Source organism: Shimia sp. MMG029, assembly GCF_027947445.1.
Taxonomy (GTDB): Bacteria; Pseudomonadota; Alphaproteobacteria; order Rhodobacterales; family Rhodobacteraceae; genus Shimia.
In genome coordinates, this window is sequence record NZ_JAQJIM010000011.1 from 1 (window position 1) to 20254 (window position 20254).

General features: G+C 60.1%; 23 protein-coding genes. 6 read left to right on the forward strand and 17 right to left on the reverse strand.

Features of this window, described 5'->3' with window-relative positions:
* The 4 genes from PJL69_RS18670 to folD all read left to right on the forward strand — a co-directional run.
* Positions 1-154, forward strand: a 154-nt coding sequence (locus tag PJL69_RS18670; protein ID WP_271311096.1) for a formate--tetrahydrofolate ligase, incomplete at its 5' end; no start/stop codon positions are given.
* Between the two features lie 61 nt (positions 155-215).
* Positions 216-512 (forward strand): chorismate mutase, encoded by a 297-nt coding sequence (locus PJL69_RS18675; RefSeq protein WP_271311033.1) that lies wholly within the window; start codon positions 216-218, stop codon positions 510-512.
* 13 nt (positions 513-525) lie between these two features.
* The gene (locus tag PJL69_RS18680; protein WP_209100617.1) at positions 526-1419 is read left to right on the forward strand and encodes a bifunctional 5,10-methylenetetrahydrofolate dehydrogenase/5,10-methenyltetrahydrofolate cyclohydrolase; all 894 of its coding nucleotides are present in this window, start codon (positions 526-528) and stop codon (positions 1417-1419) included.
* 12 nt (positions 1420-1431) lie between these two features.
* A complete protein-coding gene (gene folD / locus PJL69_RS18685) occupies positions 1432-2334 on the forward strand; it encodes a bifunctional methylenetetrahydrofolate dehydrogenase/methenyltetrahydrofolate cyclohydrolase FolD (RefSeq protein ID WP_271311034.1) in 903 nt (300 codons plus the stop codon).
* A 49-nt stretch (positions 2335-2383) separates the two neighbouring features.
* On the opposite strand, the gene PJL69_RS18690 is transcribed toward folD, so the two are convergent.
* The 14 genes from PJL69_RS18690 to PJL69_RS18755 all read right to left on the reverse strand — a co-directional run bounded on the left by PJL69_RS18690 (position 2384) and on the right by PJL69_RS18755 (position 15862).
* On the reverse strand, positions 2384-2812 hold the full coding sequence (locus PJL69_RS18690; RefSeq protein ID WP_271311035.1) for a PaaI family thioesterase: 429 nt from the start codon (positions 2810-2812) through the stop codon (positions 2384-2386).
* A 54-nt stretch (positions 2813-2866) separates the two neighbouring features.
* Positions 2867-3529: a ligase-associated DNA damage response endonuclease PdeM gene (pdeM, locus tag PJL69_RS18695; RefSeq protein ID WP_271311036.1), complete on the reverse strand. Its 663-nt coding sequence runs from the start codon at positions 3527-3529 to the stop codon at positions 2867-2869.
* 86 nt (positions 3530-3615) lie between these two features.
* Positions 3616-6033, reverse strand: coding sequence for a ligase-associated DNA damage response DEXH box helicase (locus tag PJL69_RS18700; RefSeq protein WP_271311037.1), 2418 nt, complete (start codon positions 6031-6033; stop codon positions 3616-3618).
* Positions 6034-6039: 6 nt separating this feature from the next.
* Positions 6040-6330, reverse strand: coding sequence for an ArsR/SmtB family transcription factor (locus PJL69_RS18705; protein WP_271311038.1), 291 nt, complete (start codon positions 6328-6330; stop codon positions 6040-6042).
* Between the two features lie 114 nt (positions 6331-6444).
* On the reverse strand, positions 6445-7674 hold the full coding sequence (locus PJL69_RS18710; RefSeq protein ID WP_271311039.1) for a mandelate racemase/muconate lactonizing enzyme family protein: 1230 nt from the start codon (positions 7672-7674) through the stop codon (positions 6445-6447).
* Positions 7675-7810: 136 nt separating this feature from the next.
* Positions 7811-8179 (reverse strand): hypothetical protein, encoded by a 369-nt coding sequence (locus PJL69_RS18715; RefSeq protein WP_271311040.1) that lies wholly within the window; start codon positions 8177-8179, stop codon positions 7811-7813.
* A 118-nt stretch (positions 8180-8297) separates the two neighbouring features.
* A complete protein-coding gene (locus PJL69_RS18720; protein WP_271311041.1) occupies positions 8298-9500 on the reverse strand; it encodes a TCR/Tet family MFS transporter in 1203 nt (400 codons plus the stop codon).
* Between the two features lie 161 nt (positions 9501-9661).
* Complete coding sequence (locus PJL69_RS18725) at positions 9662-10456, reverse strand: hypothetical protein (RefSeq protein WP_271311042.1); 795 nt, start codon at positions 10454-10456, stop codon at positions 9662-9664.
* On the reverse strand, positions 10456-11190 hold the full coding sequence (locus PJL69_RS18730; RefSeq protein WP_271311043.1) for an alpha/beta fold hydrolase: 735 nt from the start codon (positions 11188-11190) through the stop codon (positions 10456-10458). The genes PJL69_RS18725 and PJL69_RS18730 overlap by 1 nt, the downstream gene beginning before the upstream one ends.
* Positions 11183-11971: a 3-oxoadipate enol-lactonase gene (gene pcaD, locus PJL69_RS18735; protein ID WP_271311044.1), complete on the reverse strand. Its 789-nt coding sequence runs from the start codon at positions 11969-11971 to the stop codon at positions 11183-11185. Before pcaD ends, PJL69_RS18730 begins: the two co-directional genes overlap by 8 nt.
* A 5-nt stretch (positions 11972-11976) precedes the next feature.
* Positions 11977-13170, reverse strand: a complete 1194-nt coding sequence (locus PJL69_RS18740; protein ID WP_271311045.1) for an endonuclease/exonuclease/phosphatase family protein — start codon at positions 13168-13170, stop codon at positions 11977-11979.
* Positions 13171-13359: 189 nt separating this feature from the next.
* Positions 13360-14334, reverse strand: coding sequence for a threonine ammonia-lyase (locus PJL69_RS18745; protein ID WP_271311046.1), 975 nt, complete (start codon positions 14332-14334; stop codon positions 13360-13362).
* Positions 14331-15176, reverse strand: a complete 846-nt coding sequence (locus tag PJL69_RS18750) for an alpha/beta fold hydrolase (protein ID WP_271311047.1) — start codon at positions 15174-15176, stop codon at positions 14331-14333. The genes PJL69_RS18745 and PJL69_RS18750 overlap by 4 nt, the downstream gene beginning before the upstream one ends.
* On the reverse strand, positions 15176-15862 hold the full coding sequence (locus tag PJL69_RS18755; protein WP_271311048.1) for a haloacid dehalogenase type II: 687 nt from the start codon (positions 15860-15862) through the stop codon (positions 15176-15178). The genes PJL69_RS18750 and PJL69_RS18755 overlap by 1 nt, the downstream gene beginning before the upstream one ends.
* Positions 15863-16002: 140 nt before the next feature.
* Between PJL69_RS18755 and PJL69_RS18760 the strand changes: the two genes are divergently transcribed.
* On the forward strand, positions 16003-16431 hold the full coding sequence (locus PJL69_RS18760; RefSeq protein WP_271311049.1) for an FKBP-type peptidyl-prolyl cis-trans isomerase: 429 nt from the start codon (positions 16003-16005) through the stop codon (positions 16429-16431).
* A 107-nt stretch (positions 16432-16538) separates the two neighbouring features.
* On the opposite strand, the gene PJL69_RS18765 is transcribed toward PJL69_RS18760, so the two are convergent.
* Positions 16539-16772, reverse strand: coding sequence for a hypothetical protein (locus tag PJL69_RS18765; RefSeq protein WP_271311050.1), 234 nt, complete (start codon positions 16770-16772; stop codon positions 16539-16541).
* A 223-nt stretch (positions 16773-16995) separates the two neighbouring features.
* Here PJL69_RS18765 and PJL69_RS18770 point away from each other — a divergent pair, with 223 nt between their 5' ends.
* Entirely contained in the window at positions 16996-18048 is a 1053-nt protein-coding gene (locus tag PJL69_RS18770) for an NAD(P)H-dependent flavin oxidoreductase (protein WP_271311051.1), read from the forward strand.
* 22 nt (positions 18049-18070) lie between these two features.
* Here the strand turns inward: PJL69_RS18770 and PJL69_RS18775 are convergent, their stop codons facing one another.
* Both PJL69_RS18775 and fabB read right to left on the reverse strand, forming a co-directional pair.
* A complete protein-coding gene (locus tag PJL69_RS18775; RefSeq protein WP_271311052.1) occupies positions 18071-18862 on the reverse strand; it encodes an enoyl-ACP reductase FabI in 792 nt (263 codons plus the stop codon).
* A 5-nt stretch (positions 18863-18867) separates the two neighbouring features.
* Complete coding sequence (gene fabB / locus PJL69_RS18780; protein ID WP_271311053.1) at positions 18868-20097, reverse strand: beta-ketoacyl-ACP synthase I; 1230 nt, start codon at positions 20095-20097, stop codon at positions 18868-18870.
* Between the last annotated feature and the right edge of the window lie 157 nt (positions 20098-20254).

Sequence of the window (20254 nt, forward strand, 5' to 3'; positions counted from 1 at the left end):
TTCCGTGCCTGTGCGTGAGGTGCGTCTGTCAGCCGGTGCTGGCTTCATCGTGGTGGTCTGCGGCGAGATCATGACCATGCCAGGTCTGCCGCGCAAGCCTGCTTCGGAAAGCATCCGACTGAACGACGAAGGCTTGATCGAAGGTCTGTTCTGATCGCGATTGCGGTTTGGGTATAGGCAGGGTAGGCATGCGCGACACGTTCTGGAGAACAGCGATGCTTGCCCCTGCCGATTGCCCTGACATGCCCACTTTGCGCGCGCAAATCGATGCGTTGGACCATGAGTTGGTCCAACTTTTGGTCAAGCGCGCAACCTATATCGACCGGGCGATAGAGATCAAACAGGAGGCCGGCTTGCCGGCCTCTATTCCGGCCCGCATCGAAGATGTGGTGGCCAAAGTGAAAACCACAGCAGAATCCGAAGGACTGGACCCAGTCCTCATCGAGACCTTGTGGCGACAATTGATAAATTGGTCGATTGAGCGCGAAGCGCAGACCATAAAATACGAATAGCGGAGCACACCATATGCGCGCAGCGGTGATTGACGGCAAAGCGATTGCAGCGGAGCTTAGAGCGGAAGTCAGAGCGGAGGCGCAGACGCTGAGTGAGCTGGGATGGGCGCCTCGGTTGGTGTCTATCTGTGTTGGAGATACAGCGGCGGCGGAAATCTATGTCCGCAACCAGCAGAAACAGGCCGAAAGTGCGGGCGTTCAATTTGAAGCCCGCAGCTATCCGTCGGAAACGTCTCTGGAACAACTGATCGGTATTTTGCAGGGCCTTAACCATGATCCGCGCGTGAACGGCATCATTATTCAGCGCCCGCTGCCAGAGCATATTCCAGTGAAAGCGCTCCAGAAGACAGTGCACCCACTGAAAGATGTGGAAGGCATGCATCCGGCCTCTATCGGCAACATTGTATACAACGATTTGGCACTTGGGCCTTGTACCGCAGTGGCGGCTGTTGAAATCCTGAAAACCCTGCCGCTGCAGATGGAAGGGCTGAACGTCACGGTGATCGGTCACAGCGAGATCGTGGGCAAGCCGATTGCCTTCTTGATGATGGGCCTGGGGGCAACCGTAACCGTGTGCCATCACATGACGCGCTCTGTGGCCATGCACAGCCGTGCGGCAGATGCGGTGTTTGTTGCCGTGGGCAAGCCGGGGCTGGTGACAGGTGACATGATTAAACCCGGCGCAGCGGTGATCGACATTGGCATCAACCGGGTTGAGACGCCAGACGGGCCGCGCACTGTTGGTGATGCGGATTTTGCAAGCTGTTCTGAGGTGGCCGGGTGGATCACGCCGGTGCCCGGTGGTGTTGGCCCGGTGACGGTGGCCACGCTTATGAAAAACGCCGTGTTGGCGACACGGATGCAGATGGATCATTACCGGGCGTCTTACGCTCGGGCGGACGCGTAAGGGGAGAGCAAGATGACTGCGCAAGTGATTGATGGAAAGGCCTTTGCGGCCACTGTGCGCGAGAAGGTGGCAGGCCATGTCGCGCGTCTTAAGGCGGATCACGGGATCACCCCCGGTCTGGCCGTTGTGCTGGTGGGTGAAGACCCAGCCAGCCAAGTCTATGTCCGTTCCAAAGGCAAGCAGACCGTGGAAACCGGCATGAACAGCTTTGAGCACAAGCTCGAAGCGGACACATCCGAAGCAGATCTGCTGGCGTTGATTGATCAACTCAACAACGATGCATCGGTGCATGGCATTCTGGTGCAGCTGCCGCTGCCGGGTCACCTGAACGAAGATCTGGTGATCAACTCGATCGCGCCGGAAAAAGACGTTGATGGTTTCCATATCTCCAACGTGGGCCTGCTGGGCACCGGTCAGAAATCCATGGTGCCCTGCACCCCTCTGGGCTGCCTGATGATGCTGCGCGATCACCATGGGTCGATTTCTGGCATGAATGCCGTTGTGATCGGTCGCTCCAATATCGTGGGTAAGCCAATGGCGCAGCTTCTGCTGAATGACAGCGCCACTGTGACCATCGCGCATTCGCGCACCAAAGACCTGCCCGGCGTGGTGAAACAAGCTGACATCGTTGTCGCCGCTGTTGGCCGCCCGGAAATGGTGCCGGGTGATTGGATCAAAGAAGGCGCAACCGTGATCGACGTGGGCATCAACCGCATCGACGCACCTGAAAAAGGCGAAGGCAAAACCCGCCTTGTGGGCGACGTGCACTACGAGAGCGCGGCCAAAGTGGCCGGGGCAATCACACCTGTGCCCGGTGGCGTGGGCCCGATGACCATCGCCTGCCTGCTGGCCAATACTGTGACAGCCTGCTGTCGTGCCAATGGCTTGGACGAGCCAGAAGGTCTGACCGCATAAGTCTTTTGAGACTGTGAAACGTTACGGGCGGCTCTGGGAGCCGCCCGTTCTATTTTGGCAGGCTAGGGACCATCGTGCCGGTCATCAGCGCGATTTGCGTACGCTGCTCTGCTAAGATGGCAAACACCTCTGCCTGCACAATCACGAGACGCCGCCCGGGTTTGATCACCTTGCCAATGGCTTCGAGCCGGTCGCCCTGCGCAGGGGCGAGCAGATGGATCTTCATTTCGCTGGTCAGCACTTCCGCCCCCTGAGGCATCACAGACAGCGCAGCATAGCCCGCTGCGCTGTCACCAAGACCAAAGGTCAAGGCCGCATGGCCGAAACCGTGCTGTTGACTGCAGGTAGGCAGGATCGGCGCCCTTATCGTGATCTGGCCCGCGTCAATATCCGCAAGCTCTGCGCCGAAAGTGGCCATCATGGCCTGTTTGGCAAAGCTGTCTTTGATCTTCTGTCTGATCGGCTCTGAAAGTGACATGGTGGCTCCTCCCAACACGGAGCAGAAGGCACCGTTGATGTTCCGTCAAGCGGCTCAGCGCGGCATAGGGATAAGACGTGGCGTCTTGCCGGTCAAAATGGCCATGGCGTCAGGGCGCATGAGTTCTGAGAGCACATCGGCGTCACTGCGCAAGCCGCCCGTATAGGTGCCAAAGGCAGGTAGAATGATGCGGTCCCTGTCAAACAGGAACGCAGCGCGCGAGATTTTGCGGAGCCGAGTCTGAAGCGCGACTTTCGGATGGTAATGTCCTGAGATTTCGCCGTTTTCGCCAGTTTGTGCGATGTGGCGGAATATCAGCGGCGACAGGTGTAGCTCTGCGAGATGTTCTCCGCCCATGTCGATGGGGCCGGGATCATGATTGCCCTCTATCCAAATCCAGCGGCGTCCGGCCTGCAAACGTGCGATCCACAGCCGCTCTGCTTCTGGCAGTGACTTGGCCGCCTCGGCATCGTCAAAACTGTCGCCTAGGCACACCACCGTTGCAGGCTGCGTTTCTTCCAGAACGTGTTCCAGGCGCAGCAACGTGTCGCGTGTTTCGTAGGGGGGCATCGACGGGCCACCTCTGCGTCGCACGCGCTCGGACTTGCCGAGATGCAGATCGGAGACCACGACGAGCTTTTGCGCCTGCCACCACAAAGCGCCAGATGCCAATGCTGTTAGGGTGCAATCTGCAAATGATAGTGCGACGCCGTTCATGGTACGTTCTTATTTGCATGTTTCGCTGTTATCAAGACGGAGCGGCGCTGCATATGTGGTTTGTGCATTTGACGTTTCTTTTGCACCTAGACCTGCGCAAGGCCGCTGTCCTTCATCAACGCTGCGGTTTCCTCTGCGAGCAGGCGCTCTTCTGCACTGCCGCTTTGCACGGGTACCTTACCCACCTCCAGAAGCAATGGCGCCGCTAGCGGGGTGACATGCGGCGTGCGCACATGGTCGATCCTGTCGCCAACTTGCTGGAGCAGCATTTCTATACGCGCAAAGTCCACGAGGCCACGCATGGCTTCGGTGCGTGTGACTTTCATCAACAGGTGATCGGGATCGTACTTGAGCAAGGTGTCATACAGAATATCAGAACTGAAGGTTGCCTGCCGTCCAGATTTTTTCGCACCCGGTGTGTTACGCTCGATCAGGCCCGCGATGGTGGCTGATGCTCGAAAGGTGCGCTTCATCAATGCGTTACCGGCCAGCCAGCCTTCTAACCCTTCCTGCATCACCTTGAGATCAAACAATAGCTTTGGATCGACCACCTCGTCCAATCCCCAGATCAACGTGGCATAGTCAGACGACACAAACCCCATTGGGGCCAGATCCATCTCTTCCATCCGTTTGGTGAGCAGAAGTCCCAAAGTTTGCTGGGCATTGCGGCCTGCAAACCCATAGACGCACATGTTTTGCCGCCCGTCGCGTTCGAACGTTTCAACGAGCAGTCGATTGGGTTCGGGCAGGCGCGACATGTCTCGTTGCAGGCGCAACCAGTCGGCGGTGTGAGCGGGGAGGTCGGGCCAGTCCCCCTGCTGCAGGTAGCGCAGGGTGCGTTGGGAAAGCTGGGTGGATGTGGCAAATTTGGTGCCGGAGAAGACAGCCACGCGCGGTTTTCGTGCTGCGTTGCGCGACACCTGCACGGTCATGTCTCGCAGGCCCTCGTAGCGTACGATTTGCCCGCCAATCAGGAAAGTGTCGCCGGCCGAAAGTGTCGCGGCAAAGGCCTCTTCGACTTCGCCGAGGGGCTTGCCACCCCGATTGCGCTTGAGCTGCACCTTAAGCGTATCGCTGTCCTGTATGGTGCCAGCGTTCATGCGCAGGCGCGCGGCACTGCGTGGATCGCGCAACTGCCAAAGACCATCCTCCCGAAGTTGCAGTCTTTGCCAACGATCATAAGCCTTTAGCGCATATCCACCAGTGGCGCAGAAGTCGAGGCAGGCCTCAAATTCTGATCGAGACAGGTCAGTATAGGCGCCCACGCTGACGATCTCCGCAAATAGGGCATCTGCATCAAATGGGCCTGCGGAAGCAGTGAGCAGGATGTGTTGACACAGGACATCTTCAGGCCCGGGACCCCGGGTATCCCCGTCGAGTTCGCCCGCGCGGACGGCGTCCAGAGCGTTGACACATTCGACCACCTCCCAGCGGTTGGCTGGCACAAGCAGGGCCTTGGAAGGCGCGTTGTAGCGGTGGTTGGCGCGTCCGATGCGCTGGATCAGGCGTTTGACATTTTTGGGAGCGCCGACCTGGATCACCAGATCGACATCGCCCCAATCGATCCCCAGATCCAGGCTGCCGGTGCAGACAATCGCGCGCAGGTCCCCACGCACCATGGCCGCTTCCACCTTCTCTCGCTGTGCGCGGTCAAGGCTGCCGTGGTGAATGCCTATGGGCAGCCCTTCGTCATTGGCAAGCCACAGATTGTGAAAGAAAATTTCGGCCTGTGCACGGGTGTTGTGAAAGATCAACGTCGTGGTGTGGGCCTTCACGTGTTCCAGCACCGCAGGGATCGCATAGGCCGCGCCGCCCCCTGACCAGGGCGGGGCTTCCTTGGTGGTCAGCATTGCGATGTCTGGTGCTGGACCGGGGTCTGCATAGAGAATGTCACACGGGTCAGGATTGCGGGCCAGCAGTCGGGCGATTTCTGCGGGCTGGTCGACAGTGGCCGAAAGGCCAACGCGGCGCAGATTGGGGCGCAGTGCTTGCAGGCGGGACAGAGCAAGGAACAGCTGGTCTCCGCGTTTGCTCTCGGCAAGTGCATGGATCTCATCGACAATCACGCGCTTTAGCCCCGCAAAGATGCGAGGGGCGTCCTCATATGACAGCAGCAGTGCAAGACTTTCCGGCGTTGTGAGCAATATGTCAGGCGGATCAACGCGCTGGCGTTTTTTGACAGTTTGGGAGGTGTCTCCGGTGCGGTCCTCTATTCGAATATCCAGCCCGATTTCTTCGACCGGTGTGCGCAGATTGCGCTTGATGTCGGCGGCTAAGGCCTTGAGAGGGCTGACATAAACTGTGTGCAGCCCGTTATGGGGAGCGGCGGCGAGATCACACAGAGTGGGCAAAAAGCCCGCGAGGGTTTTTCCGCCACCGGTTGGGGCGATCAGCAACGTACAGGGTGCATCGGCCCGGGCGAGCATGTCCAGCTGGTGAGGATGCGCCTGCCAACCACGCGTCGCAAACCAATCAGAGATTTTGGCTGGCAGCGTGTCAGGCACCAGAGATCACTCCGCAGCTGGCGCGCAAAAAAGACGATATAACAGGGAGATAATCTGTGATGTGTTGGAATCTGCGAGGCGATAGTAGATCGTTTTACCTTCGCGCCGCGTGGCCACGAGCCCCTCTTCGCGCAGACGTGCGAGCATCTGACTGACTGCAGCCTGACGCAGATCCAGCAGGGCCTCAAGTTCGCTCACCGATTTTTCCCCGCCTTCCAGATGGCACAGGATCATGAGCCGCCCGGAATGGGCCAGTGTCTTGAGATAAGTCGCTGCAGCATCGGCATTTTTAGCCATCTCACTGTGCAATTCAGGCGGGTCTTTTAGGGTCACGGCTGTTGGTTCCGGTTAGGCAGAAAAGCGGTTGTCCGCTTCTCATATAACATGTGCAGGCTGGGGTTGCGAGACACGTCAGTGCTTCGGAGGAGCCCCGCCTTCAAAACTGTTGCCGTTGACGTAATCGCAGGGGGCGTCCTGCATTTGCAGGTGTAACCCTTTGCCATCAAATGGATTCATACGAGCAAGGGTTTCATCAACCTCGATGCCCAGACCCGGTGCTGTTGGGGGGATCACGAAACCTTGTTCTACTCTAAGGTGATTCTTGATCAGCGCGTTGTGAAAGGGCGTATCGATTGTTTCGATCATCAGCAGGTTGGGAATGGAGGCCGCAAGATGGATATTGGCGGCCCATTCAATGGGGCCAGCATAAAGGTGCGGCGCCATCTGTGCGTTATAACACTCTGCAATCGCTGCGACTTTTTTCATTTCCCATATGCCCCCTGCGCGTCCTAGGGCGGGCTGCAAAATCTCTGCAGCCCCTGCGCGCAGGACGGCTGCGAACTCTGATTTGGTGGTCAGGCGCTCGCCTGTGGCAACAGGGATTCGGACGGTGCGCGCAACGCGGGCCATGTCTTCGATATTTTCTGGCGGGGTGGGCTCTTCGAACCAGAGCGGGCTGTAGGATTCGAGCGCCTGACCCAGACGAATGGCGCCTGCGGTGGTGAATTGGCCGTGGGTGCCAAAGAGCAAATCCGCTTTGTTTCCAACGGCTTCCCGGATCGCTTTGCAGAAGGCGACGGATTGCGTGATGTCGCTCATCGCGGGCATGTGGCCACCGCGCATGGTGTAGGGGCCGGCGGGGTCGAATTTTATGGCGGTGTAGCCCTGCTCTATCGCGGCCAGCGCGCTTTCAGCGGCCATTTCAGGGGAGGTCCAAAACTCTGAAATCGTATGCTTTTCAAGAGGATAAAGGTAAGTATAGGCGCGTAGCCGCTCGTTCATCAAGCCGCCGAGCAATGCGTAGACGGGCCGGTCACGGTCTTTGCCGAGGATATCCCAACAGGCGATTTCCAGCCCCGAAAAGGCGCCCATCACGGTCAGATCTGGGCGTTGCGTGAAGCCGGAAGAATACGTTCTGCGGAATAATCTCTCAATGTTTTCAGGGTTTTCATTGAGAAAGTACCGCTCAAACACATCCCGGATGACATGTGTCATCGCCGCAGGTCCAATAGAGGAGGCATAACATTCGCCCCATCCAACAATACCCGTGTCTGTGGTGAGCTTTACCAAGATCCAGTAGCGCCCGCCCCAACCGGGGGCTGGGGGCGCGGTGATGATGACGTCGAGATCCGTGAGCTTCATGGGAGCGATCCTAGAGGCAACGGTTGTTGTTAACCATGTTTTTCAACGTCGGTATTGCGTCGGTTTTCCAACGGTATTGCGACGGTGCAATTTTGCGGTGCTCAGAAAGGTTTTCGCACCGCGCGTTGCGCATGCGTCAGAGCCCTTTGGCGGCGGCGAACGCCTCCAGCTCTTGCTGAATTTCCGCCACCGCGTCCAAGGTGCCAAAGAAGGTGAGATCGGGCGCGTCGATGTCATCCATCAACGCCTCGATCTCCATCAGGATCGGTTGACGGTCAAAATCGCAGGTGAGCTTCCAACGGCGTGTCTCATCAACGGCCATGTCCTGCAGCCCATGTGCGATCTCCTCTGCAAGAGCGGCTGGGAAGGTGAAGCGTGCGTTATTGCCAAGTTGTGTGAGGAAGGGGGCGACCTCCTGCAGATCGAAGTTCATTGAGGTTTCGGAAGTGGCCGGTGCAGGGGGCTTTGCTTCTGCGGGCTTGAACAGATTGGTGACGAACTTCAAAACGTATCTTTCCTTTTGTGCGCGCGGGGGCGGCGTTGGCTCAGGAGCCTGGCCGCTCGGCCGGACAATAGCGGCTCTTTGCGGTTGCGTGCCAGTGCCCACAGTCGTTTTTGACGCATCATGCGGATCTACGGGATCCGGCAAACACGATCAGGGACAACACCATAAGCACGGCAGCAAGCAGGAAGGGCGCGCCAGGCAGGTAAAACATTGCATGGTCAGCGGAGAAATAGGCAAAGGTTTGTGTCATCACCAAGGGCGCTAGAATATGTGCCAGAGAGGTCAGCGAGGAGGAAATGCCCTGTAGCTCTCCCTGTGCATCGTCGGCGACGCGGCGGCTCATGATGCCTTGCAGTGCGGGCAGGCCTACAGAGGCCAGCGCTGCGAGGGGAATGCCCATCAACAGCAGCATGCCGGACGGGATAAACCCGATATAGATCAGCGCAACCACTTCCAGCGCGAGCCCGATGACAACGGTGCGGCGGTTGCCAAGCCATTTGATGGTGGGCGCGATCAGCGCGGCCTGCACAATGGCGTAACAGAGCCCATAGGTGGACAGTGACACGCCGATCATGCCTTCCTCCCAGGCAAAGCGTTCGGTGACAAAATAGGCCCAGATGGCGGGATAAACGGCTGCTGCGATTTGATAGAGGAAGAACACCAGAAGCAGCTTGGTCATCGCGGGCAGGTGGTTGAGCGCATGGAGCGCGCCAAGCGGATTGGCGCGGCGCCATTCAAAGCTGCGGCGATTGGCTTGTGTCACCGTTTCCTTCAGCACCATCCACCCCAGAAAGGCATTGCCGCCTGCCAGCACAGCGGCGGCCCAGAAAGGCGCGCGGGTGCCAAATTGGCCGAGAATGCCGCCCATGGCTGGGCCAAGCACGAAGCCAATGCCCACCCCAGCGCCCACCAGACCAAAGGCGCGGGCTTTGTCCTGTGGGGTAGAGATGTCGGCCATATAGGCCATGGCGGTGGCATAGGTGGCGGCTGTGATCCCGGCGATCACGCGGCCGATCACCAGAACCCAGATGTTCTGCGCCAGCGCCATGATGACATAATCGGCGGACATCACAGCCAGAGAAATCAACAGGACGGGGCGGCGGCCAAACCGGTCAGACAGGTTGCCAAGCAGGGGGCCGCAGAGAAATTGCATGAAGGCAAAGACGGTGGACAGCACGCCGCCCCAGATGGCCGCCGCGCCCAGATCCCCGCCGGTGACTTCGCGAATGAGATCGGGCATCACCGGCAGGATCAGCCCGATGCCCATGGCATCAATGATGACGGTGGTGAGGATCACCAGAGTGGGAAGGCGATTTTTCATGAGTTTGCTGTCTGTCCTGCGATGGCGAGAGCTGAAAATGTGATGTGAATACGCCACCAGTTGGCACTTGGATGTGCCACTTTTTGAAGCGCCTCCCCACAGCTTCAAGACGTTGCGCCACGCTGGCGCAAGCTGATGTCAGAGGCAATCTTTCCCTAACGTCAATCTGAGGCGGGTCTGACCATTTGCAACAGCGATAGACTGCCAAGGGCGATCTGGGGCAGGTGGAGGGTTTCGGCGAGACTGGCGTGGGGCGCCAGTGTGCTGAGCTGCAATGTGCCGTTGAGGGTTTGCACCTGCTGGAGGAGCGCGGCGGCTGTGGGGCTGGGCTGCGTTTGGGATGCGGGGGGGTGAGCGGCGGCCTGCGCAGCAGCGGTGAGCCATTGGGCAATGGTGCGTGTGCTTTGGCGGGTGTCGCCGGATGTGCCCAGCGACAGCGCGCTTGCGATCTCGGCGCCGATGTCCGCATCGTTCGCAAAGGCTGCGTGAATGGCCTCCGCGCGCAGGGCGGGCAATTCCGCCAGCACGGCGGCGGTTTGATTGGTTTCTGGCAGGGCTTGTAGGGCTTTTTCTGCGAGGCCCAGCAGCTGGCGCAGCCGCAGCATCAGGGCGGTGTCCGCAATGTCCTGCGGGGTGGCGCCATGGCCGATGAAGCGGCTGTGCTCGGGCGCTTCCATGGCTTTGTCAAAGGCGGCGATCAGCGCGGGGATATAGGTTTGATCGGTGGCCACCCCCGCGGCGAGGCCCGCCGGATCCACCTGCACCTCCATGGCGCTGCGGTGGATGAAGAAGCCGCTGTCCTCGGGGATGTCACCGCGGGTGGCCTGTACTTTGGCAAGCGTGCCCAGAACCAGCAGCGCGGCGCGCAGTTCGGCGCTGTGGGTGAAAAGGCGCCCGGCCTCTCCCACTGGGAAAAGCTTGGTGAACATGGGGCTGTCAAAGACGGAGGCGGTCATCAGCTGGCTTTCAGGATGCGGTCGATCAGGGCGGCAAGGCCTGTAGGATCGGCAAAGAAGGGAGAATGGCTTGTGGCCATCTCATAAACATCCGCGCTTGGCCAGTCCTGTGTCATTGTGACCTGAAATTCTGGCGGGATGGTTTGGTCATCGGCACAGCGGATGTAGCTGCGGGGCGTGGCGCGGTGGCCCTCCCCCAGGGTGATGGGATCAGACTGCGCGCGGATCGATTGGGGGCAGAGGTGGGCGTTGGCAAAATCTTCGGTGCCTGCGGGGCAGTCGTGATAAAACGCGGCGCGGGTCTGGGCGGGATCAATCGTGTAGCTGGCGCCGTCCTCTGATTTGACCACAGCTTTCATCAGTGGCTGACGGGGCGCGGCGCGGCGCATATCGGCTAGTGAATGCCCATCCCAAGGGGCGTAGGCGCACAGATAGATCAGGCGGGCGATTTTAGTGGGGGCGATGTCGGCGGCGCGGGTGATTGGGAAGCCGCCCCAGCTGTGGCCGAGCACCACGGTGTTGTCGCCAAGGGCGTTCACAATGGCTTCGGCGCAGCTGTCCAATGTGACCTCTGCCACCGGAGTGGTGTCAGCGCCATGAGAGGGCAGGTCAATGGCGCGGGGGTGATGGCCGAGGGCCGCGAGCGCGGGGATGAGATCGCGCCAGCACCACGCGCCGTGGCAGGAGCCATGTACGAGCAGGATGTCAGCGCCGGTGCGCGGGATGTCAGACATGGCCGGTCTCTTTCATGAAGTCAGTGAGAAGTTGGGCGTATTCGACAGGCTTTTCCACGCAGGGCAGATGGCCCACGCGGCGCATCAGTTCCATGCGTGCGCCGGGGATCAGCTCGACGGTTTCGCGCACCAGATCGGGCGGCGTGGAGCCATCCTCAGACCCCGCGATGCCAAAGGTGGGCAGGCGCAGGCCGGAGGTGGGGGTGTAAAAGTCTGTGCCTTTGATCGCGGCGGCGCAGCCTGCGTAGCCTGTAGGCGGCGTGGCCTCAAACAGCGCGCGCCACTGGCCCAGCTCTGGCCGGATGCGGAAGTCGCGGCTGAACCAGCGGGTCATGGTTGCCTCTGACAGGGCGGCGATACCTTTGGTTTCCGCCGTGTCGATACGTTCGTCCCACATCTTGGGAGAGCCGATTTTTGCGGCGGTGTTGGAGAGCACGAGCGCCCGCACCAGATCAAGCCGTTTGACCGCCAGACCTTGCGCCACCATGCCGCCGATCGACAGGCCGACCACCAGCGCGTCTTTGACTTCCAGATGATCCAGCAAGGCTTCGGCGTCTTTGACAAGTTGGCCCATGGCGTAGGGGGCGGGTGGCACCTCTGTCTGTCCATGACCGCGCATGTCGGCGCGTATCAGGCGCAGGCCCGCGGGCAAATGCGCCAAGATGGGATCCCAGAGCCGCATGTCTGTGCCCAAAGAGTTGAGAAACATAATGGGCGCGCCTGCTGGGTCGCCGTCTTCGCGGTAGTGGATTTGAATGCCATTGAGTGTGGCAAAGGGCATGTGGGTTAGTCCTTCAGGCGCATGTGGGCCATGATTTGTCCGTGGTCAGAGGCCAGCTTGTTATAAGGCGCTTCGGCGTGGCTGCCATCGGTGAGATGGTCGTTGAACACGCTGAAATACTCCATGTCGCCCAAGCGGGCTGCGTTGTCTGGGTGGAAATGGCGCGAAAGATAGATTTGGTCAATGCTTTCATAGACCCCGCCAAAGGCCGTAGTGTAGACCATGTCGCGCAGGGATTTGCGGGTGAAGAGCGCCTCAGCAGAGGTGAGGCGCACCGCGCCCACGGCCTCTTGAATGGCGTCGTTTTCATCGCGGCTGTAGCGGTCATTGGCATGTTTGGCATCATGGCGCAGCATCCAGCTGTAGTTTCGGAAGGGCACCTCGCCGGAGATGATTTCAGAGCTGACCGCATGTTCGCCGTCGTTGAAATCCCCCAGAACCATCACAGGGCGGCCCAAGTTCAACTCTTCGACAATGGCGCGGCGCAGCACCCAAGCTTCGGCCATACGGCGCAGGCTCGCGCGAATGGCCCCCATGGCGCGGCCAAGCGGGTCATAGGTGGTGAGATCGGCCTCAGCCGCTGCGCCAGTCTCAGGATCACGGACAAACTCGCCGAGCTTCGATTTGAGATGGCAGTTGAAGACGGTGATGACCTGATCGCCCACCGGAATGCGCGCCTTCAGGATCGGGCGGGAGGTGCGGGTCAGTGTGAAGTGGCCCGCCTCACCGCCGCCCAAAGCCGAAAAGGGAATTTTGATGGGCTCGGCAAGTTCCTGAATCACCTCGGGTGGTTCGGCAAAACCAAAGCGGGACAGAATGGCGACGCCGGGGCGGCGGTGGCCGGGTTCACCGGTGTCGTTCACATTGGGGGCTACAAACAGGCCCTCGGTGCCATAAGGCGTGTAGCCCAATTTGCGAAAGATGGCTTTGCGATGATAGCGTTTGGAGCGGTCGGGGATGACGGCTTCATTGGAGGCGGCCCCAATGCGGTCGGCCTCTGCCACCACATCGCGCAGGGCGCTTTCTTCGAAGATTTCCTGAAAGCCGATGATGTCAGCGTCCATCGAGAAAATCTGAGAGGCGGTCCAGTCTTCTTTCCAGGCGTATTCCTCAGGCGTGTAGGACTGGAAAGTGTAGTATTCCTGATCCGGGCCGATGAGGTTTTTGACGTTGAAAGAGGCGATGGTGAATTGGGTCATATGAAAAATCTCGCAGGTTGGCGCGGCTGAAAGCCGGGCAGCGCCCGAACCGCCCCCCACCGGGGCGGGCGCGTTGGGAAGGGGAGCGCAAAACCGAAACTATCATGCGATACGGTAGAGCCTGCGCCAAGTGGCTGGCCGCCCCATGCGGTTCGGGCGCTGCCCTTGGTAGGAGCCACGCCCCTTGCGTTAGGCGTATTTGGAAAGGGCATTGTTGAACACATCGACGTCCACATTGCCGCCGGTGCAGACGGCCACGACGGCCTCTCCTTCGATTTGGTCGCCATGAAACAGCGCGGCGGCAAGCGCGACTGCGCCGCCCGGCTCCACCACGATTTTCAAGCGTTTGAAGGCCAATGCCATCGCGTGCAACGCTTCCTCTTCGCTGACCACAAGGCCGGGGCCGCAGAGGCGGGACATGATCGGGAATGTAATCTCGCCCGGACTTGGGGTGATGATGGCGTCACAGAGGCTGCCAGAGTTGCGCGCGTTGGTTTCAATCGTGCCCGACGCCAAAGACCGCGCCACATCGTCAAATGCTTCCGGTTCAGCGGTGCGCACGCGCATTTCTAGGGCTTCAGCCTCTAGCGCCAGCGCGATGCCGGAGGTCAGCCCGCCGCCACCGCAACAGACCAGCACATCCCCGGAGGTGACTCCCATCTCAGCGGCCTGAGACGCGATTTCAAGACCGGTGGTGCCCTGACCGGCGATCACCTCTGGCTCGTCATAAGGGCGGATCAGGGTCAGGCCGCGCGCCTTGGCAATGGTGCCGCCAACCTCCTCGCGGTTTTCGCCACCGGCGCGGTCATAGAGCACAACTTCGGCGCCCAAGGCGCGGGTGTTGTCAATTTTCAGCTGCGGGGCGTCTTTGGGCATGACGATCACTGCGGGCGCGCCGTGTTTGGCTGCGGCGAGTGCGACGCCCTGCGCGTGGTTGCCGGAGGAATAGGCGATGATGCCGCGTTTGCGGGTTGCCGCGCCCAATGCGGAGACCGCTGCCCAGCCGCCTCGGAATTTGAACGACCCTGTGTGTTGCAGGCATTCCGGTTTCACAAGCAGGCGGCGGCCTGCGATCTCATCCAGAAACGGCGAGGTCAGCAGGGGGGTGCGGCGGGCGTGGCCCTCAAGGCGCGTTTGGGCCGCGCGGATCATGTCTATGTTCATAAGCTTTCCCGCTCTTTGAGGGTAGAAACCCATTGGTGCAGAACGGCGAGGCTTTCTGGCTCATCCAGAAAGGGCACATGGGCGCGGTCTGTGACCTCTGCCGCCAGAATGGGCGCGCGGGCCTGCATTTCCTCCACCGTTTCGCGGCTCAGAATGTCGCTGTTTTTGCCACGCAGGACCGCAAGCGGCAGACCAGCGAGCTTGTCAAACTGCGGCCACATGTCGCCAGCGGGTGCACGCGGATCAAACTCTGCCAGCACGGCGTTGCGCAGCTTGGGATCATAGTTGATGGCAAGCCCGCTTTCGGTTTCCACGAAGTGATGCGCGGCTTCCTCGGCCCAGCGGCTGGCCGGGACGTTGTGAAAGCCGGGCAGACGCTCTGCCAGCGCCTCGGCGGCCTCTGCGCGGGTTTTCCAGATTGGCTTGCGGCCAATGAAGACAAGGATGATTTCCAGACCAGAGGTTTCAATCACCGGGCCAATGTCATTGAAGCAGACACCGGTGATGCGAGTGGGGGCCATGTCCATGAGCGTGAGGGCAATGAGACCACCGCGCGACGTGCCAAGGATGGCGGTTTTTTCCAGCCCCAGATGATCCAGCAGCTCCAGCGCGTCCTGGGCTTCGCGGGGCAGGCTGTAGGTGCTGAAATCTTCGGCCCAGTCAGATTGCCCGCGCCCGCGATAATCCATGCGGATCACCCGGGCGTCGGTCAGATGGGGCAGAACATAGTCAAAATCCGTGGTGTTGCGGGTGAGGCCCGCAAGGCACAGCACAACCGGGCCGTCGCCGCCGGTGTCATCATAGTAAATCGACAGGCCATCAGATGTGGTGAAATGGGGCATCAGGCGCTCGCAAGATCGGGGATGGTGGTCAGGTCAGACAGTATATGGGCCGGTTGCCAGGGCAGGCGGTCCACCGGTTCGCCGGCGCGGTTGACCCAGGCGGTGGTGAAGCCGTAGCCGGTGGCGCAGCCTGCATCCCAGCCGTTGGAGGAGACAAACAGCACCTCGTTCTTGGCGCAGTTAAAGCGTTTGCCGACAAGGTCATAGACAGAGGCGGCGGGCTTGAAGATGCCCACGTCTTCGACGCTGAGCACATCATCAAGGAATTCTCCGACATGGGCTGATTGTACCGCACCGTTGAGCATGTCGGGGGAGCCGTTGGAGAGGATCGCAGTGTTAAAGCCTGCGGTTTTCAGTTTGGCAAGCATGTTGGGCACCTCGGGGTAAGCCGAAAGCTCCCAATAAAGTGCCAGCAGGCGTTCGCGCAGCTCGGCATCGTCGTGAAGGCCCGCCGCTTCGAGCGCCCAGTCGAGCCCGTTTTGCGTGACCTCCCAGAAATCGGTGTGGGCATCTGCCACGGCGCGCAGCCATGTATATTGCAGCTGTTTGAGGCGCCAGTTGTTGGCCACAACCTGCCAATGGGCGGCAAATGCCTCTCGTCCCGGTTCGCTTGCGGCTTCCCGCGCGGCGGCGGCGACGTCAAAAAGCGTGCCGTAAGCGTCAAAAACACAAGTTGTGATGGCCATGTGATCCTCCCATTTAAAGTGCAGACTGGCAGGTTTGGCGCAGGGCGAAAAGGCCTGTTTGCCAATTAACACCAAGGTCTATAGGGTGCGGCGCTCAAGCCGACACTTTGGTCGGGTCATGCTGACAGATGGGACATTTCATGACCGCAGCAAAATCGGGCGATACCGTCCGTATCCACTACACTGGCACCCTGAGCGATGGGTCTGTTTTCGACAGTTCCGAAGGGCGTGACCCGCTGGAGTTCACCCTTGGCTCTGGTCAGGTGATCGCAGGCTTTGACAGCGCTGTGGATGGTATGAGCGTCGGTGACAAAAAGGTTGCGGAGATCCCGGCGGATCAGGCCTATGGCCCGCGTCATGACGAAGCTGTGCAGGATGTGCCGCGCGAACAGATCCCGGCAGAGATCCCGCTGGAAATCGGTCTGCAGCTGCAGATGCAATCTCCGACAGGTCAGATTGTGCCGGTGACCGTGGTGGAAATCACTGACGAAAGCGTCAAGCTGGATGCCAACCACATGCTGGCGGGTAAAGATCTGACATTCGCAATTGAGCTTGTGTCAATCAATTGAGCTGAAGCGCGATAAGCGTTTTGCAGAGCCCGCCTATATTTGGCGGGCTTTTTGCTGTGTGTCTGACGCCTGAGGTATTGGCGTGGGGTTGTTTTTCTGGGGTGAGCTTACCGTCCGATCCAGTTCAAGATGTTGATCTGGCTTGGCGGGAAGTCCTGGCGCAAGGGGCTTGTGCTGTTTGATGTTGAGGAGAACAGTGCCCAAAACACGATTCCAAGACTCAGGGCCACAAGCAAAGGCTCGAGTTTTTTGAGTCGGGGCGCCTCGCTGAGAATATTGGCTGCTAAAAAGAACATGAGCACCACCCCGACGATGGCCGATAAGACTGCATAAAGCTGCATTTGGGTTCAATCCGAATAAAAGTTAAATGAAGGTGTCTATATTGCGCAAAAACCCCGCTTTCCAAGTGGGGCGGCTATGCTGATCGCGCTGGGCCGCTATGAGATTTTTGAAAGGCTTGAGGCGCTCTAAAAGCGCTTTGAAAGGGTCATTTGGGGCGATGAACGCGTTTCTGGGTGGCCTTTTGAGCGCGGTGCAGTAGCGTGGGCGCAAGGAGGACAGGCAATGGATTTGGTCAAAAAACTGGGCCTCACGTGGCCCTTGTTTCAGGCGCCGATGGCGGGGGTGTCCACGCCTGAGATGGCAGCGGCCGTCAGCAATGCCGGAGGGCTTGGTGCCTTGGGGCTTGGCGCGGCAGGTGTGGACGGTGCGCGCCAGATGCTGCAGGCGGCGCGTGCGCTGACAGAGCGGCCGATCAATGCCAATCTGTTCTGCCATGAGCCTGCCGTGCGGGATGCGGATGTGGAAACTGCGTGGCTGGCCGCACTTGCGCCGACCTTTGCGCGCTATGGGGCAGAGCCGCCACAGACATTGCATGAGATCTACAAGAGTTTCGCGGTGGATCGGGCGATGTGTGACATGCTTTTGGAGGAGAATCCCGGTGTGGTGAGCCTGCATTTTGGTCTGCCGGATACTGGGTGGATTGCAGAGCTGCAGGCGGCGGGCAATCTGGTTTTTGCCAGCGCAACCAATGTGGAGGAGGCACGCGCCTGTCAGGCGGCGGGCGTGGATGCGATTGTGGCGCAAGGCATTGAGGCTGGCGGGCATCGCGGCATGTTTGATCCAGAGGCGGAGGACGCGGCGCTGTCGACCTTGGCGCTTGTGCGTGCGTTGGGGGCGGAGGTTGATGTGCCGATCATTGCCGCCGGTGGGTTGATGGATGGTGCAGACGTGGCGCGTGCGCTGGCGGCGGGTGCGGCGGTGGCACAGCTTGGCACCGCCTTTCTGGATTGTACGGAATCCGCGGCAGATGCGGGCTATCGCGCGGCGCTCAGAGATCCGGCGCTGCAGCCCTCAGAGCTGACGCCCACCTTGTCAGGCCGCCCGGCGCGGTGCTTGCGCAACAAATATGTGGCGCTGGGAGAGGCGCTGCATGCACGGGTGCCGGACTATCCTGTGGCTTATGATGTGGCGAAACAGCTGAATGCAGCGGCCAAAGCCGCTGGCGAGCCGGGGTTCGGTGCGCAATGGGCAGGTGCGGGCGTGGCTCGGGTGCGCCAAGGCGGTGCGGCAGAGATTTTGCAGGCCATTGGCGTGGAGTATGAGGCGGCGCAATAGGCGCGGCCCCAGAGGTTTAAGCTTAGAGGTTTTCGGTGAGGGGCATGCCCAGCACGTGAAAGCCCCCATCCACGCGCAGCACTTCGCCTGTGGTGCAGGCGCCTGCGTCGGAGGCGAGATAGACCGCTGTGCCGCCCACTGCGTCGAGCGTGGCATTGGCACGCAGGGGGGCGTTTTCCTCGGTGTGTTTGAAGGTGGCGCGTGCGCCACCGATGGCCGCACCCGCGAGGGTTTTCATCGGACCGGGGGAGATCGCATTCACGCGGATGCCATCGGGGCCAAGGTCACTGGCCAGATAGCGGGTTGCGCTTTCCAGCGCGGCTTTGGCCACGCCCATGACATTGTAAAACGGGGTCACGCGGTTGGCGCCCTGATAGGTCAGCGTCAGGATGGTGCCGCCGTTTTCCGCCATCATCGGATGCGCGCGACGGGCCACTTCGATCAGGGAATAGCAGGAAATATCCAGCGAATTCTTGAAGTTGTCGCGCGTGGTGTCAACAAAACGCCCGGTCAGCTCGTTGCGGTCTGAATAGGCGATGGCATGCACCACAAAGTCGATGGTGGGCCATGCGTCCGCCAGCTGTGCAAAGGCCGCATCCAGCGAGGCGTCATCGGTCACATCCACGTCAAGAAGCAGATCGCTTCCGACACTTTCGACAAGCGGTTTGACCCGCTTGCCAAAGGCATTGCCCTGATAGGTGAAGGCGAGCTCTGCCCCGGCCTCATGCATGGCGCGGGCAATGCCCCATGCAATCGACCGCTCATTTGCGACGCCCATAATGAGGCCGCGTTTGCCCGCCAGTACACCTGTCATGGGGATTACCCTTTGTATTTGCTGAGAACCATGGAGCCGTTGGTGCCGCCAAAGCCGAAGCTGTTGGTCATCACGCTATCAAGGCCGGCATTCTCGACATAAGAGGTCGCCACTTCGCCCGGCTCGATGCCGGTGGCCAGCGTGTCCACATTGATCGACGGGGCGATGAAATCCTGATCGAGCATCAGCAGGCAGAAGATTGCCTCAAGCGCTCCTGCCGCACCTTGGGCGTGGCCGGTCATGGATTTGGTCGAAGAGATCGGTGGCACGTTGCCTGCGCCAAAGACGCGGCGGGCGGCCTCAACCTCACCCACATCGCCGACTGGCGTGGAGGTGCCGTGGGCGTTGATGTAATCCACCTTGCGGCCCTCTGGCAGGGTGGAGAGCGCCAGACGCATGGCGCGCTCGCCGCCTTCCCCAGATGGGGCGACCATGTCATGGCCATCAGAAGTGGCCGCAAAGCCGGTGACTTCGGCGTAGATTTTTGCGCCGCGGGCCAGTGCGTGGTCGAGATCTTCGAGCACCACAATGCCGCCGCCGCCGGAGATCACAAACCCATCGCGGTCCTCATCAAAGGCGCGGGAGGCTTTTTCCGGGGTGTCGTTATATTTGCTGCTCATCGCGCCCATGGCGTCAAACAGACAGGACAGGGTCCAGTCGAGTTCTTCACCGCCGCCGGCAAACATCACATCCTGCTTGCCCATCATGATCTGCTCTGCGGCGTTGCCGATGCAGTGCAGCGAGGTGGAGCAGGCCGAGGTAATGGAATAGTTGATGCCTTTGATCTTAAAGGCGGTGGCGAGGTTCGCCGAAATCGTCGAGCTCATGCATTTTGGCACGGCAAACGGCCCGATGCGCTTGGTTGCGCCGGTTTTCTCGACAGTCTGGTGCGCGACCAGCATGGAGGAGGTCGAGGGGCCGCCTGAGCCCGCCACAAGGCCGGTGCGCTCGTTTACAACCTGATCTTCGGCGAGGCCGGAATCCGCAATCGCCTGTTGCATGGCGATATGGGCATAAGCCGCACCGGGGCCCATGAAGCGCAGGGTGCGTTTGTCCACATGTTCTTTGGGGTCGATGTCAATATGACCGGCGATCTGGCTGCGGAAGCCATGCTCGCTCATTTCCGGGCTGGCAGAGATGCCAGATTTGCCTGCTTTCAGCGAGGCGGTGACTTCTTCGGCATTGGTGCCGATCGAGGAAACGATACCCAGTCCGGTAACGACGACGCGACGCATGTGCGCTCTCCCTTAGTTTGCTGGCGTCTATGTAGGGGATTTGTGCGGGTAGGCGCAAGGTGGGTTGGGGGGGACTGTTTTGCGCGAAACAAAGGGCCTCTTATAAAATTGCATGATGCAAGTTGGTGCTTTAGGCGTTTGCCACAAAAATGGATCG